Annotated in this window: 13 protein-coding genes; 9 read left to right on the forward strand and 4 right to left on the reverse strand. The window is 45.7% G+C overall.

What is annotated here, in order from left to right; translation table 11 throughout:
* Nucleotides 1-21: 21 nt before the first annotated feature.
* Nucleotides 22-867 carry a twin-arginine translocase subunit TatC gene (gene tatC, locus QUA42_RS13365; RefSeq protein WP_333137689.1) on the forward strand — a complete coding sequence of 282 codons (846 nt, stop codon included), beginning with the start codon at nt 22-24 and terminating at the stop codon, nt 865-867.
* A 670-nt stretch (nt 868-1,537) separates the two neighbouring features.
* Nucleotides 1,538-2,977, forward strand: coding sequence for a calcium-binding protein (locus tag QUA42_RS13370; protein ID WP_333137690.1), 1,440 nt, complete (start codon nt 1,538-1,540; stop codon nt 2,975-2,977).
* Nucleotides 2,978-3,180: 203 nt separating this feature from the next.
* On the opposite strand, the gene QUA42_RS13375 is transcribed toward QUA42_RS13370, so the two are convergent.
* Both QUA42_RS13375 and QUA42_RS13380 read right to left on the reverse strand, forming a co-directional pair.
* Nucleotides 3,181-3,489 carry a carbon dioxide-concentrating mechanism protein CcmK gene (locus QUA42_RS13375; protein ID WP_006631236.1) on the reverse strand — a complete coding sequence of 103 codons (309 nt, stop codon included), beginning with the start codon at nt 3,487-3,489 and terminating at the stop codon, nt 3,181-3,183.
* Nucleotides 3,490-3,900: 411 nt separating this feature from the next.
* The gene (locus QUA42_RS13380; protein ID WP_190661639.1) at nt 3,901-4,218 is read right to left on the reverse strand and encodes a DUF3067 family protein; all 318 of its coding nucleotides are present in this window, start codon (nt 4,216-4,218) and stop codon (nt 3,901-3,903) included.
* A gap of 217 nt (nt 4,219-4,435) precedes the next feature.
* Between QUA42_RS13380 and petC the strand changes: the two genes are divergently transcribed.
* The 6 genes from petC (at nt 4,436) to QUA42_RS13410 (ending at nt 9,583) form a co-directional block, all read left to right on the forward strand.
* A complete protein-coding gene (gene petC / locus QUA42_RS13385; RefSeq protein WP_242717315.1) occupies nt 4,436-4,978 on the forward strand; it encodes a cytochrome b6-f complex iron-sulfur subunit in 543 nt (180 codons plus the stop codon).
* 165 nt (nt 4,979-5,143) lie between these two features.
* Nucleotides 5,144-6,133 carry a cytochrome f gene (gene petA / locus QUA42_RS13390; RefSeq protein ID WP_333137691.1) on the forward strand — a complete coding sequence of 330 codons (990 nt, stop codon included), beginning with the start codon at nt 5,144-5,146 and terminating at the stop codon, nt 6,131-6,133.
* 105 nt (nt 6,134-6,238) lie between these two features.
* Nucleotides 6,239-7,090, forward strand: coding sequence for an alpha/beta fold hydrolase (locus QUA42_RS13395; RefSeq protein WP_333137692.1), 852 nt, complete (start codon nt 6,239-6,241; stop codon nt 7,088-7,090).
* Nucleotides 7,091-7,201: 111 nt separating this feature from the next.
* A complete protein-coding gene (gene psbQ, locus QUA42_RS13400) occupies nt 7,202-7,645 on the forward strand; it encodes a photosystem II protein PsbQ (protein ID WP_333137693.1) in 444 nt (147 codons plus the stop codon).
* A 351-nt stretch (nt 7,646-7,996) separates the two neighbouring features.
* Nucleotides 7,997-9,049 (forward strand): FAD-dependent oxidoreductase, encoded by a 1,053-nt coding sequence (locus QUA42_RS13405; protein WP_333137694.1) that lies wholly within the window; start codon nt 7,997-7,999, stop codon nt 9,047-9,049.
* A gap of 51 nt (nt 9,050-9,100) precedes the next feature.
* A complete protein-coding gene (locus tag QUA42_RS13410) occupies nt 9,101-9,583 on the forward strand; it encodes a hypothetical protein (RefSeq protein ID WP_333137695.1) in 483 nt (160 codons plus the stop codon).
* A 198-nt stretch (nt 9,584-9,781) separates the two neighbouring features.
* Here the strand turns inward: QUA42_RS13410 and QUA42_RS13415 are convergent, their stop codons facing one another.
* Together QUA42_RS13415 and QUA42_RS13420 are read right to left on the reverse strand one after the other, a co-directional pair.
* Nucleotides 9,782-10,306, reverse strand: a complete 525-nt coding sequence (locus tag QUA42_RS13415) for an NUDIX hydrolase (protein WP_333137696.1) — start codon at nt 10,304-10,306, stop codon at nt 9,782-9,784.
* Between the two features lie 176 nt (nt 10,307-10,482).
* Complete coding sequence (locus QUA42_RS13420) at nt 10,483-13,113, reverse strand: M1 family metallopeptidase (RefSeq protein ID WP_333137697.1); 2,631 nt, start codon at nt 13,111-13,113, stop codon at nt 10,483-10,485.
* 224 nt (nt 13,114-13,337) lie between these two features.
* Here QUA42_RS13420 and QUA42_RS13425 point away from each other — a divergent pair, with 224 nt between their 5' ends.
* Nucleotides 13,338-14,420 carry a class I fructose-bisphosphate aldolase gene (locus QUA42_RS13425; protein ID WP_333137698.1) on the forward strand — a complete coding sequence of 361 codons (1,083 nt, stop codon included), beginning with the start codon at nt 13,338-13,340 and terminating at the stop codon, nt 14,418-14,420.
* Nucleotides 14,421-14,604 lie beyond the last annotated feature (184 nt).

Here is a 14,604-nt window from a genome sequence, read left to right on the forward strand (position 1 = left end):
ATTACCAATTACCCATTCCCTATGACTGCTCCCTCAAACTTGGAGACATCCGAACAAGGTTCCGACAACAACCTCGAAGCAATTAGCCCGGAAAACAGCATTGCACCAATCGCAGGCGGTGCGATGGGTTCTCGCAACTTAGAAAACGAATTTCTAGACGAACTTCCTGACGAAGTTGAGATGTCTTTGTTCGAGCATTTAGAAGAATTGCGTCTGCGACTTTTCTACTCGCTAATTGCAGTAGTAATCGCTGTAATCGGTTGCTTTTTGACAGTAAAACCCATCGTGCAACTGCTAGAAGTACCGGCCGGGCCAGTGAAGTTTCTGCAACTAGCTCCCGGCGAGTATTTCTTTGTTTCTATCGAAGTAGCCGGATACAGCGGTTTGCTGATCGCCACTCCGTTTATTTTTTACCAGATAGCGCTGTTTGTTCTCCCCGGTTTGACTCGCAAAGAACGCAGGTTGCTGGGGCCGGTGTTTTTCGGTTCGAGTTTCCTATTTTTGGGCGGTTTAGTATTTGCTTACATCGCTCTGATTCCGGCGGCGCTTAACTTCTTTGTTACCTATGGGGCGGATGTTGTAGAGCAGTTGTGGTCGATCGACAAATACTTTAAATTTGTGCTGCTGTTAATGTTCAGCACTGGCTTAGCTTTTCAAATCCCGATCGTCCAAGTATTGCTCGGTGTTTTGGGCATAGTTTCTTCCAACCAAATGCTCTCCGGCTGGCGGTATGTAGTCTTGGGAGCGGCAGTTTTGGGAGCGGTTTTAACGCCTTCTACTGATCCTTTAACGCAAAGTCTTTTAGGAGGTGCGGTACTGAGCTTGTATTTTGGCGGGGTTGGTTTGGTGAAGCTTTTAGGACGATGAGAATTAAGAATAGCAGACAATGTAAAAGTTACCGAACATCTGAATTTTAAATTTGTCTGCTATTTTTAGCCGAGATGGGGATTGTTGTCAACTTATCTTAAAAACATTGCTTCAGCTATTTTGAGGGCGAATTCCCTATTTACTTAAGTAAGCTGATAAATATTGTGTAAAGCTAAGCTTCTCAGCTATTTGAGTAAGTTGATTCTTTTATATGATAATCTTTGCTGATTTAGTATCTGTTGGATAAGTATTTAAAATAAAATATAAAATTCACATTAGCAAAGTTTAGTGTTAGGTGTCTGGGGTCAAGGTTTTGAGGCTTAATTCACACTATTCTTTAGGCGATCGGGCTGGCAATCATAAGTTATTTTAATAATTTAGTTTTTAAGGTTTTCATGAAGATTGGACACGAGCCGCTCTTTAGTATTCGATTTAGAGATAACATACCCACACAGTGAAATTACTGAACAAGAACGTAAAACTTCAGCAAGAGGGTCAACTTGGCTCACTGAAGTCTAGCTATATCTTTTGAGTTTCCTGGCTGCCTAAGATAGGAGACTTGTTGGTTTTTTGAGTGGATTTTTTAGTAAGTTCATTTGAAAAATCCACACTGTAGATTTTTACCTTTTTCACGGTTTCAGTTTCTTAATCTCAATCGGAAATTAAATATATGGCACCCATAACTGGCACTTCTGGCCCTGACTACTTATACGGCCCTGGCCCTATCATTGATAGCGATGACACCATCTGTGGTCTGGATGGCAATGACACTCTCGATGGTGGCCTTGGCAGTGATAGTCTCAAGGGTGGAAGTGAAGATGACCTACTCTATGGTGGAAAGCAAGATTATCCGACCGATATTAACACTCTTGTTGGTGAAACTGGCAATGACGCTCTCTATGGAGGCGTAGGTTATGACTTGCTCGACGGCGGAAAAGGCAATGATTCTCTGGTTGGTGACTACACTAGCGATAATAATAATTCAGGTGGTAACGATGACACGCTCTACGGTGGAGAAGAAAATGACTTTCTTAGCGGTATCCGTGGTAGTGACCTTCTATATGGCGGAGTTGGCAACGATCAACTCGAAGGCGGCTTCGAGAACGATTTGCTCAATGGCGACGATGGCGATGACACTCTGTCTGATGGCAGTGAGATCTTAGGTGATCGTGATAACCCAGCAAACAACGGTAACGACACTCTCAACGGCGGCAGGGGTAATGACTATCTCGATGGCGGGGTTGGCAATGACTTCCTCAATGGAGGGGATGGCATCGACACAGTATCGTACATAGGTGCGAGAAGTGGTATCAATCTACAGTTGGCGCCTATTGGCGACGGGTCTGGGTTAGGTCGCGCTCTCGATGGATTCGGCGGTATAGCATTCGCGGGGATGTCCACGATCGTAATAGAGAACGGTGTAGACTCACTCTCTGGCATTGAAGTCGTTATAGGTTCTGGTTTCGACGACACCTTAGTTGGCGGGAGCAACAATGAAACGCTCTTGGGCGGGCGCGGTAATGACTCTTTGTCGGGTCGTGCTGGGAATGACTTGCTCAATGGCGGGGATGGCATCGACACAGTATCTTACAGTATTGCAGGAACTGGCGTCTATCTCCAGTTGGGGCCAGTCGGTGACGCGTCTGGGTTAGGTCGGGCTTCCGACGGGTTCGGTGGCGTAGACTCGCTCTCCGGCCTCGAAGTAGCAATAGGTTCTAGGTATAACGATACTCTCCTTGGTGGATACGGCAGCGAAACGTTGATGGGCGGGGGGGGCGACGACTTGTTGTTTGGCTTGAGCGGTGATGACTATCTGGTTGGTGGCAGGGGCGCTGACAAGTTTAGGCTTTGGAGGAGTTCGGGAATAGATACTATTGCTGACTTCAAACAAGGTGAAGATAAACTTTTGGTACGTTCTACCGCTCCGTCTCCCGCTCCGTCTCCCGCTCCGTCTCCCGCTCCGTCTGAACAAATTCCGTTTAAAGACATAACTTCTAAGTCTGTGAGTAATGGTTTAGATATCGATACCGGGATTTTTCAGAATGGCCAAATCATCGGAATTCTGAAGGGAGTTCACACAATCACCGCCAGTGATTTGATTACTGGCTGATTGTATTATCTGCGTTGATCTGCGCTTATCTGCGGTTAAGAATTCCAAGTTATTCTGCCTGCTGCTTCAGCAAAATATACCGCAGATAAACACAGCACAAAAATATATCGACTCGCAGCAAAAAAATATAGAGACGCGATCGCCCGCGCCTCTATAATTACTAAAAGTTAAAATTCCACACCAAAGTTTTGTCAAAACTTTGACTACATTCGGAACTGTTCTACTTCGGGAGTGTAGCCGATCGGCAAAACGTAATCCAGATTCTCGTGAGGACGAGCAATTATGTGATACGATAGCAACTTTCCGCCATCGACCTTTTTAACTGATTCAATTCCAGCAGCAACGGCTGCTTGCACTTCAGAAACATCTCCTCGCACTATAATTGTCCAGTAGGCGCGGGTTATTTTCTCATAGCGAACTAAAGTAACACGGGCTGCTTTCACCATTGAGTCCGCAACTTCTACTGCAGCGGGAAATCCTAAGACTTCAACCATTCCCAGTGCAACACCCATTACAACATTCTCCTAAATTTCACAAGATATCTGACCTTCATTGTATGTGAAATTGTTGACAGAAATTGGTTCGGATGATTTTGGTAAGCTAGAAGTCCGATCGCCCAAAATTAAAAAAGCCCCTAAAAAGCCCCAGAAACTGTTGCGGCATTTAAATCCCACAGTTGGGGGCGCGCAGCAAAGCCCGCCACACAAGACTTTGAATCAAAACAACTGTGCAAATTAGATGCGCCACAGCTTAGTTTCTCACCAGCAGCAAGTCGTATGACAAGCTCGCCGATCGATTGTCGGGACTTTGGGATCAACTAATCCAGCCGCGGCGCGACACAAAACTTTAGGGAACTCCCCCAGATCCCGGCTGTGGAGTCAATCTAAAATCTAAAATCTAAAATCTAAAATCGACTGAGTGATTCAAAACTCGTCTAGCAACCACTCCGAGGCTCTTTCACCCAAATCTAGAGGAACGCTGACAGCTTTACCCAAGCGGGGGCGATCGCGAGTAGTTACGATATATTCTCTCACCTGTTCTGTGCTCCCCCAGCCGTTGAGGTAATTGGCCACCGCATCCAAATGCTCGAAATAATCAGCCTCCGTCATCGGAAAAGATGCCTGTTCTAGATATTTCCACATAACTTGCACAAAAATCTTGCCCCGCGTCCGCCGCAATCTGATATCGTAAGACTTTCCCCATTTTTCTAGCAGTAGCTGGTGTAAATCCTTACCCGTCATGGTTGCTCCTGAGTTAATCCATTAAACAATAAAAGACAAAGTTCAAAAAATGTAATAATACTCTAATAAAGGCTGGAAGGCGCATTCTTAAAAGGAATTTTCGCGGCCTAAAATTTGTGCGAGCAGATTAACGGCAATTATCCCAGTTGTCTGCACGTACAGGTTCGCTAACAGCTAACAAACAAACAAACGTAACTTAAAACCGTAAAGGCAGGTCATGGCTCAATCTTCTGCTGGAAATCCCGATGTTCCCGATATGGGGCGTCGCCAATTTATGAATTTGCTGACGTTCGGTACAGTCACAGGTGTGGCACTGGGCGCACTCTATCCCGTTGTCCAGTATTTTGTTCCTCCGTCGAGTGGGGCAGTTGGTGGCGGAGTGACAGCTAAAGATGCTTTGGGTAACGACATCATCGTTAGCGAATATTTGGCTTCGCACCCTGCGGGCGATCGCAGCTTAGCCCAAGGTCTCAAAGGCGACCCCACCTATGTTGTGGTGAAAGAAGACCAATCTATCGCCGACTACGGCATCAATGCAGTCTGCACTCACTTGGGTTGCGTCGTGCCTTGGAATGTTAGCGAAAACAAGTTTATCTGTCCTTGCCACGGTTCTCAATACAATAATGAGGGCAAAGTGGTGCGCGGCCCCGCGCCTTTGTCTCTGGCCCTGGCCCACGCCACTGTCGCAGATGACAAGATCGCTTTTACAACTTGGACAGAAACAGATTTCCGCACCGGCGAAGCACCTTGGTGGTCTTAAACTATTTTGGATTTGAGATTTTAGATTTTAGATAGGGGGTGAATGGTGAAAACCACAGATAATTGCATCCCTAAAGCAGTCTAATAATCCAAAATCCAAAATCCAAAATCCAAAATCCAAAATCCAAAATCCAAAATTGTCTGACCTTTGAGATTGAATACTCTAATGCCACAAACTAATTTATCTGCGATATTTCGCCGCAGTGCCAGGACGATCGCGAAAACAGCCTTAATTGCGATCGCAGCCACAGCATTTTTCCTCACCAGCGACATCGCACTTCCCCAAGCAGCATTTGCTTACCCTTTCTGGGCTCAGCAAACTGCCCCCGCTACTCCCCGCGAAGCAACAGGCCGGATTGTTTGCGCTAACTGTCACCTCGGTGCAAAACCGACTGAAGTTGAAGTACCGCAATCTGTTTTGCCAGATACGGTGTTTGAAGCTATTGTCAAAGTTCCCTACGATACTAACGTTCAACAAGTTGGCGGCGACGGCAGCAAAAGCAGCTTGAATGTAGGCGCTGTAGTGATGTTGCCCGAGGGTTTCAAAATTGCTCCCGCTGACAGAATTCCCGAAGAAATGAAGGAAAAAGTCGGCGATCTTTACTTCCAACCTTACAGCGAAACCCAAGAAAATATTGTTTTAGTGGGCCCAGTACCGGGAGAACAGTACAAAGAATTGGTATTCCCAGTTTTGTCGCCGAATCCAGAAACTGACAAGTCCGTTCACTACGGCAAATACCAAATTTATGTTGGTGGCAACCGCGGTCGCGGTCAGGTTTATCCTACTGGCGAAAAGAGCAATAATACTGTTTACAATGCTTCGGTAGCTGGCACCATTTCTAAGATTGCTCAACCTGAAGATGGCGGTTATCAAGTGACAATTCAACCTGCCGAAGGTGCAGCCGTTGTTGATACCATTCCCGCCGGCCCAGAACTGATTGTTACCGAAGGACAAACAGTTGCAGCAGGCGAACTTTTGACCAACAATCCTAATGTGGGCGGCTTCGGTCAAAAAGACGTGGAGATTGTGCTGCAAAGTGCAGGTCGAGTTAAAGGATTGATGGCTTTCGTGGCTATAACCATGCTGGCTCAAATCATGCTGGTTCTCAAGAAGAAACAGGTCGAAAAAGTTCAAGCTGCTGAAATGAATTTCTAAACGCGGCTGTAATTAGTTGGGTAACGTGCTCTGTGCACACCCAACTATTAGGTAAGTAGGGCGGGTATTCCCCGCCTTATTGTTTAATAAATAACCAGTAAAATAATGTTAATTGATGAGAAAATAGTTGAAGTAGGCCCGCTGCAATGGTTTTATCGGGAAACAAATCCGGTTAACGCAACTGAGAAACCGCCCGTACTGCTGCTGCACGGTTTGCCGTCCCAGAGTTTTACCTGGACTGTAATGATGCCGGATTTGGCTGCACAGGGATTTAGATCGATCGCCCCAGATTGGGTGGGTTATGGGCGATCGACCAAACCAGACAAGCGCGACTTTGCCTACACTCCCGATGCTTTTGTTGACGCCCTCGCTGGCTTTATTCAAGCTCTAGAATTAGACCGATTTTACCTCGTTGTCCAAGGATTTTTAGCTTCAGCGGGGATTCAATACGCTTTACGCAATCCCGATAAAATTGAGCGTCTAGCCGTCATCAATACCCCAGTTTCAGCAGATATAAAATTGCCTTGGAAAATGCAGCAGTTGGGGTTGCCTTTTATTGGCGACATGATGACGCAAGACCCGCTTTTGGTTGACAGAACTCTCGAAGGCGGCAGCCGGCAGACAATATCAGACAAGGATTTAGATGTTTACCGCCGCCCGTTTTTGAAGAGTTCGGATGCAGGTCGATCCCTGATGAATACTGTCCGCAATATTCAATTGCCCCAGTCAATGGCCGAAATTGAATCCGGCTTGAAAGCATGGACTCGACCAACTTTATTTGTGTGGGGTTTGACAGATCCTTGGCTGAGTGTTGAACCTGCTAAAAAGCTAGTCGGTTCCCTGCAAAATGCAGAGTTAGTCACACTGGAACAAGCCGGGCATTATCCTCAAGAACATTGGTCAGAAAAAGTTGGCGATGCTGTGATAACTTTTCTGCGCCGCCAGGAGGTAAAATAATATTTTGTACATAACTCTCGGTGCTAGGTCAGTGAACCAGCTCCTCGCCGAGCTGCATTTCCAGGCAGAGCCTGAGAACGAGAAATCTAAAATCTAAAATCTAAAATCGATATGACTCGTCCCCGTTCAATTTTTGCCTTGATGATGGCGTTTTTGATGGCATTTCTGGTTAGTTGCAGCAGTGTCGAAGCAAAAGTTCCAACGACTTACACAGCAGCCCAGACCCAGCAAATTCAGCGCTATGTTCCTACTCTGACAGAGTTCCGCTCGCGCATGGATAAACTGGGCACCCTAATTCAAAAACGGAATTGGGTTGACACCAGAACTTACATTCACGGGCCTCTAGGCGACTTGCGGAACACCATGAAAACCGTCTCTGCGAGTTTGTTGCCTAGTGCTCAACAACAAGCTGTTGATTTAACTAAGAGTTTGTTTACCGATTTGGTTAACATTGATCTTGCTGCTAAAGAGCTTGACTATGCAAAAGTCACGGCTAGCTATCAAAAAGCTGTCAATGATTTCGATACCTTCTTGCAGCTAATTCCTAAAGCTTAATAGCTTTAGGGGTTTGTAGGCTTGGCAGTTGATGGGTGTCAAATTAAGACTGAAACCCATAATAAATATCGCTGGTAGTCGAGTCTAGATACCCCCTAACCCCCCTCAGTAAGGGGGAGACAAGAGTATTCAAACTCCACCTTAAAAAGGGGGGCAGAGCATTCAAAGTCCCCCTTATTAAGGGGGATTTAGGGGGATAGAGACTTCGATACAAACGATAAAAACAGAGGATTTTACTGTTAATTTGACACGCTTTGCGCTCAAAACCCTACGAAAAACTTCTATCAAATCTAAAATCTAAAATATAAAATCTAAAATTTCTAAAATCTAAAATCTAAAATCTAAAATTGAATGATTCGCGTTGCAATTATTGGTTGCGGTATTATTGGGGCTTCGATCGCCTTTGAACTAAGTCAATTTCCCGAACTGAAAGTTACTGTGTTCGACAAACAGCCGCCGGCACAAGGTTCTACTGGCGCTGCACTCGGTGTTTTGATGGGAGTTATCAGCCACAAAACTAAGGGCAGAAATTGGCAGTTGAGACAAACCAGCCTTCAGCGCTACGAAACTTTGATTCCAGAATTGGAAGCAGTTACGGGGCGAAAAATTCCTTTTAACAAACAAGGAATTTTAATGCTTTGTTCGGAGGGAGAGGATTTAATTAAGTGGGAAAATTTGATAGCAACTCGCCGATCTCAAGGTTGGCAACTGGAACTTTGGGATGTGGAACGAGTGCGCGATCGCTGCCCTCATCTCTCTTTAAACGATCGCATTATTGCTGCGATTTATTCGCCTCAAGACCGGCAAGTCGATCCGAGGGCGCTAACTTTGGCTTTGGTTGATGCTGCTGAACGAAATGGGGCGATTTTTGAGTTTGGCGTGCCCGTTGAAGCAGCGGAGATGGCTGCTAGTTTAAAGTTCGATCGACTAATTGTGGCGGCTGGTTTGGGTTCTGCTGCTGTGACTGCATCGTTAAATCAGTTGGTTGACATTCGCCCGGTGTTGGGACAAGCGCTGCATTTGCGATCGACCAAGCCTTTAGGAAACCCTGATTTTAGGCCAGTAATTACTTGCGATGACGTTCACATTGTGCCTTTGGGAAATCAGGAATTTTGGGTGGGGGCGACGGTGGAGTTTTCCGAAAATGGCGGGGAAATTCAGGCGAATGCTGATATGTTGGCGCAAGTGATGGCGAGGGCGAGATCACTTTGTCCGGCCTTAGCAGAAGCTGAAATCATCAAGAAATGGTCGGGATTGCGCCCGCGGCCGGAAGGGCGGCCGGCGCCAATTATCGAGACGCTTCCCGGTAACGATCGCGTTCTCATCGCCAGCGGCCACTATCGCAACGGTGTTCTGCTGGCCCCTGCAACAGCGCGATCGATTCGAGAAATGATTTTGCAATAATTAACAAATGTTAATACAATCAAGACAGCCATTCATATCTTACATCTAAATATGTCCGACAAACCTTTAGGCAAACCGCGCTCTTTGTGGCGAGTAATTTTGCTGTCTGGAGTCAGCTTGCTGCTATATTACGGATGGTACAAATGGATTATTCAAGAAGAATTGCGTCGCTATAACGGCAGCGGTTGGTCGGGAACTCTTTGCTTGCTTCCCTTTGTTTTAGGAGTAGCCGTCCCCCAAGCTTTGCGGATATTCGATCCTGACGTTCCCGGATGGTTTGGTTGGTTTTCCTTCCTCGGTATTGCTTGGATTTACATCGTGCAGTTCAAACTTTACAACACAGTGAACGAATTGTACCGTCAAGAAGGAATCAAAGAACCGCTAACAGTTTGGTGGATTTTTGTACCGGGTTTAAATTTAGTGGTCGGCTTGCGACAAATTCACTTTTTAAGCCAGTTTTGGGCTAGAAAACAGGGAATTGAAGTTAAGGATAACTTAGCCGAAAGCATTCCTTTCCTCTCAGCTAACGCTTAAGGGGAAAGTTTTTATACTGATATCATAAGTTTGTAGGGTGCGTCAGTAATCATAGCTCGATTTTCAAATAATTTAGCTGACAGACGCGCCCTAAAACTTTATACTAAGACCCAAAAGTGGTTGAACGCAATACTTAGGGCCGTAAGGTGCGCCGAAGGGTACCCTACATAATTAGGTTTTGCATCCTGGACATAATCACTAGAACCTAGTAGGCAAATCCCCCAAAATGAGTTTGAGTTCCGGTTCGTTAACCCGCTTAATTGCTTTAGGAATACTTACCCACTGCCGCTTTCTCTTGCTAGCTTCGGGCCAAATTTCCAGAACTGCTTGCACTTGCAGTAGAAATACTCCTACCAGCCAAGTACAGCCGGACTTTTGATACTCGTAAGTTCCTAGCAAATCCGGGAACACTTTACCCAACAAACCTGCTTCTTCCCAAGCTTCCTTGGCGGCAGAATCTTGGGGAGTCATGTCAGGTTCAATTAATCCTTTGGGAATAACCCAGCGCTTGCTAGCCGAAGAAGTAATTAGCATTACTTCTATTTTTCCGTCTTGAATACGATAGGGAATTACCCCCGATTGCTCAATCAATACAGGGCTTCTTATACTCATGAGTTCTGCAATATTTATGGGTAAAAACGCTACTGCAACTTCATCAAAAGTTGATAACTCAAAAATAAAAATTGCATCCTGATTTGCGTTAATTCCCCGGTTGAGAGACAAAAAAGTGGAGAATAGAGATATTGGGCTTTTCCCCTATGTGGAAAATAGGAAATTCCAATGCACTCCCGCTGAACAATAATATTATTATAATAACCGCGTGCAATCATCTACCGACAAGCAGATAAAAGCAGAGCGCCAATATCTGCCTTTATCTGCGTCGGTATGGGGTTTTACACCTAATCTTTCTTCGCCTTAGCCTCCAAATTTTCCATCCGACTCCTCAAATCTTGATTCTCCTTTTTCACCTGGTCTAATTCCTCCCGCAACTGCTTTACCGCTGCATCAGAACCAGTATTTTTCTGAACTCTTTGCACAGCTTCATCAGCCATGCGGCGAACGCGGCCATCGGGAGTTTGGTCAGCTAAAGAACGCAAAATGCGAATTGCTTTGCGAGTTTGCATTTGTCCTAATCCCACTACTACAGAGACTTGAGTTAAGAAAAACGTCTCTTTAGATAATTCTGCCAATCGCTGCAAAATCCGTTCTAAATTGACCTTGGTTTGACCAGTCGAAATTGTGCCCAAAGATCGAATTGCAGCCAAGCGCAAAGCTTGCGGAGTACCGGCGGCGGTGTATTTCAAAATTAGATTCAGCGCATCTTCAGAAGTTTTCATGTGCGCCAAACCTGCGATCGCCCCCGATCGCACTACTTCATTCCACCCCTGACGCTCTTTCAGCACCAATTTTAAGTCTTTCAGTACCTGTTCGTCGGTCGGTTTTTCGTCGGGGTTGGCCCCTGCAATGGAGCCCATAGCACTCGCTGCTGCTGCTTCTACGTAATAGCTGTCGTCGCCTTTTTCAACGATCGACCTCAGCGCTTTATAAGTTTCGTGAGTTTGGATTTTACCCAGCGCATTCACCACAGCGCGACGAACACGAGCATCTTTATCTTTTAAACCACTTACTAAACCTTCAAAAACTTGGTCGAGTTTAATTTCAGCTAACTGACCGGCAACTTCGGCCCGTACTGCCCAAAACGGCTCTTTCTTGAGAACTTCGGACAGCGTTTTCACCGCTTCCAGCCCTCCCTTTTTCGCCAAAGCGTGGGCAGCGTAAATCCGGGAAACTGGGTCTGGATCGAACTGCAACTGAGCTTTGAGTTCGGCAACTCCATACTCTAAAACGACTGTTTTTAAGTAACTATTGCCAACATCGAAACTGATAAACGCCGGCTTCTCTTCTAGGGGGAAATAAAAGCTTTGCTCGCGTTCGTATATTCTGACGGTGAAAGTTTTTAGGTTAGCAGTAGAACGGGCATAACTGTTATCTTCTGCATCTTTTTCCGGCTTGTAACCGAAGCCTATGGGAATTTTTAGGTCAAAGACCTCTTTGCTGTTGCCGTTGCCATTTTTGCTATCTTTTACCTGAGTTTGGGTGACAGTAACTTTTGCTAATTTGCTGTCGCCATCCCAGGAATAAGCAACTTTATAATCTGGATGACCGCCGCGATAAACGTACTGGTCAAACAAAAACATGAGATTGCGACCGGTAGCCTTTTCTATCGCCCTGAGCAAATCGATGGTTTCTACCGTTTTGTGAGCGTTATCCCGCACAAAAGTGTGAATTGCTTTGTAAAATAATTCGTCGCCCAACTCGGCGCGAATCATGTGATAGACGCAAGCGCCTTTTTCGTACAAATGGCGATCGTACAATTCAATGGCTTCGCGGTAAACGTGAGTAACGATCGGGCGGCGGTAGCGGGAACTATCTTCAGCTAAATAATTGCGGGCTTCATTTAACATATAGTAAGCCGCGTCTTCTTTGCCATATTCTTTGTCAGTCCACAGCACCTCGGAATAAGAAGCCATGCCTTCTTTCAGCCAAGCATGAGACCAATGTTTAATTACTACTAAATCACCGAACCACTGATGAGCTAATTCGTGGGCAACTAAGCTTTCAGTACCTCGATTGTCGAGGGTGGCACGTTCATCTAACAAGCACCTATCTGTTAGCAAAGTTGTCGAAGTATTTTCCATACCGCCGAAGATGAAATCATCGACGCAGACTTGAGCGTATTTGGGAAAAGGGTAAGGATAGCCAAATGCTTGAGAGAAGAATTCAATCATTTGAGGCGTTTTGCCCATGCTGCGCTTAGCGTCTGCTTCGCGGCTTCTTTCCACGTAATAATTAACTGGTTTGCCGTTCCATTCGTCTTTAATTTCGGCAAAATCTCCGACGGCTAAGGTCATTAAATACGTCGGGTGTACCTGGGTTTGAGACCAGTGATAAATTTTATCGTCGCCTTCGTTTTTTGTACTAATTAATTCGCCGTTGGAAATAGCAAATAGTTGTCTCGGAACTTGCACTCGAATTTCCGAAGTAGCAAGTTGTCCAGGATAGTCGAAACAGGGAAACCAGAAGCGGGAATCTTCGTCTTCGCCTTGAGTCCAAACTTGTGTTGGTTTGTCTGGATAGTGTTTGTCTGGACCGACGAAATAGAGACCGCGCTGGGGTTTTTCGACCGAGTATTCGATCGCAATTGTAATTGGTTGGTAAGCTTCGGTTGGTTCGTGTAGTTTAATTTGCAGCACTTCGCCATCGCTGTCGAAAGTTTGCTCAATTTCGCCGACTTTTACTGATTTAATATTCAGGTTGACCGCATCTAAGGTTAATTTGTCAATACCGCTGCGGACTGGATTGATGCGGATGCTGCAAGTGCCACGAAAGCTTTGTTTAGGAATATTCAGCACTAAGTCGAGGAAAATATGCTCTACTTGACCGGGGCGATCGGGGTTGTAGTGGGGCCTGGCACCGGGCATCTCGAAGGATTTGTGACCGTTTTCAGAATCAAAGTAAGTTTGTGACATTGTGATGGCAAAGTTGTGAGTCGATCGGCGATCGCTGGCAGCGCAGATCCGGCTGAACTGCCAGCTTATTATAGAGTAGCGCGTCCTAGCTGCTGTTGTCGCTAACTTGTTAAAAACTGGGTCTAGTGTTGAAGGGATGGAAAATATGATTTTTTCGCTACAATATCAGCAAGGTTAATGTCTGCAATCATCAGCCTGCAATTGAAATTGAGAGGGAAATCTGTATGACAGCTACACTATCAGTTCCCAGTTCGATCGAATCTTGGCTTGGCGACGAAGCCGAAGACTTGCTCACCCATCAAGCGAAAGTTTCTAAAGATTTGTTGCACCTGCCGGGCCCGGATTGGGTCGATCGCATTTTTGCTCAAACCGATCGATCTCCCCAAGTTTTGCGATCGCTTCAGCAACTCTATTCTAGCGGACGCTTGGCAAATACCGGCTATTTATCCATCCTGCCGGTAGACCAAGGAATCGAACACTCGGCGGCCGCTTCTTTTGCACCGAATCCCATCTATTTTGACAGCGAAAACATCATCAAACTAGCAATCTCTGCTGGCTGCAATGCTGTCGCGACAACGCTGGGAGTTTTGGGAAGCGTATCTCGCAAATACGCGCATAAAATCCCTTTTATTGTCAAGCTCAATCACAACGAGTTGCTAACTTATCCCAATCAATTCGACCAAATAATGTTTGCTTCTGTCGAACAAGCTTGGAATTTAGGAGCCGTTGCAGTGGGAGCAACAATTTATTTTGGTTCTCCAGAATCGACGCGACAAATCCAAGAAGTCAGTCAGGCTTTTGCCCACGCTCACGAATACGGAATGGCGACTATTCTGTGGTGCTATCTCCGCAACGATATCTTTAAACAAGACAAAGATTATCACATTGCGGCAGATTTGACAGGTCAAGCAAATCACTTAGGAGTCACAATTCAAGCTGACATTATCAAGCAGAAATTGCCAGAGTGCAATAACGGTTACGAAGCTGTGGCTAAAGCTAGTGGCCACAGTTACGGTAAAACCGATAAGCGCGTTTATTCGGATTTGACAACGGATCACCCGATCGATCTAACTCGCTATCAAGTGCTCAACTGTTATGCGGGAAGGATGGGTTTAATTAACTCCGGCGGTGCTTCCGGGAAAAGCGATTTTGCAGAAGCAATTCGCACGGCGGTAATCAACAAGCGCGCTGGCGGCTGCGGCTTAATTTCCGGTCGCAAAACTTTTCAGCGTCCTTTTGAAGAAGGCGTAAAATTGTTCAACGCCATTCAAGATGTTTATTTGTCGCCAGAAATCTCGATCGCCTAAAAATTTACCGCACAGAGATTCGCCTCAATATTACAACCTAAATGTAGGTGGACACGACCCACAAATCGTCGTAAACGTAGGGTGCACACTGTGCACCTTATGTGATTTAAATTCCTTAATCTAAGTTGCAACTTAGCTGTAGTATTAATACTAGCTGAACATCTATACAGACACCGTATATAAA

The organism is Microcoleus sp. Pol11C2 (genome assembly GCF_036701505.1).
In the GTDB taxonomy this organism is placed as follows: domain Bacteria; phylum Cyanobacteriota; class Cyanobacteriia; order Cyanobacteriales; family Microcoleaceae; genus Microcoleus.

Bases quoted from the DNA above. Each gene is read 5' to 3' on its own strand.
- tatC (WP_333137689.1), top strand. From the start codon at position 22: ATGACTGCTCCCTCAAACTTGGAGACATCCGAACAAGGTTCCGACAAC.
- QUA42_RS13370 (WP_333137690.1), top strand. From the start codon at position 1,538: ATGGCACCCATAACTGGCACTTCTGGCCCTGACTACTTATACGGCCCT.
- QUA42_RS13375 (WP_006631236.1), bottom strand. From the start codon at position 3,489: ATGGGTGTTGCACTGGGAATGGTTGAAGTCTTAGGATTTCCCGCTGCA.
- QUA42_RS13380 (WP_190661639.1), bottom strand. From the start codon at position 4,218: ATGACGGGTAAGGATTTACACCAGCTACTGCTAGAAAAATGGGGAAAG.
- petC (WP_242717315.1), top strand. From the start codon at position 4,436: ATGGCTCAATCTTCTGCTGGAAATCCCGATGTTCCCGATATGGGGCGT.
- petA (WP_333137691.1), top strand. From the start codon at position 5,144: ATGCCACAAACTAATTTATCTGCGATATTTCGCCGCAGTGCCAGGACG.
- QUA42_RS13395 (WP_333137692.1), top strand. From the start codon at position 6,239: ATGTTAATTGATGAGAAAATAGTTGAAGTAGGCCCGCTGCAATGGTTT.
- psbQ (WP_333137693.1), top strand. From the start codon at position 7,202: ATGACTCGTCCCCGTTCAATTTTTGCCTTGATGATGGCGTTTTTGATG.
- QUA42_RS13405 (WP_333137694.1), top strand. From the start codon at position 7,997: ATGATTCGCGTTGCAATTATTGGTTGCGGTATTATTGGGGCTTCGATC.
- QUA42_RS13410 (WP_333137695.1), top strand. From the start codon at position 9,101: ATGTCCGACAAACCTTTAGGCAAACCGCGCTCTTTGTGGCGAGTAATT.
- QUA42_RS13420 (WP_333137697.1), bottom strand. From the start codon at position 13,113: ATGTCACAAACTTACTTTGATTCTGAAAACGGTCACAAATCCTTCGAG.
- QUA42_RS13425 (WP_333137698.1), top strand. From the start codon at position 13,338: ATGACAGCTACACTATCAGTTCCCAGTTCGATCGAATCTTGGCTTGGC.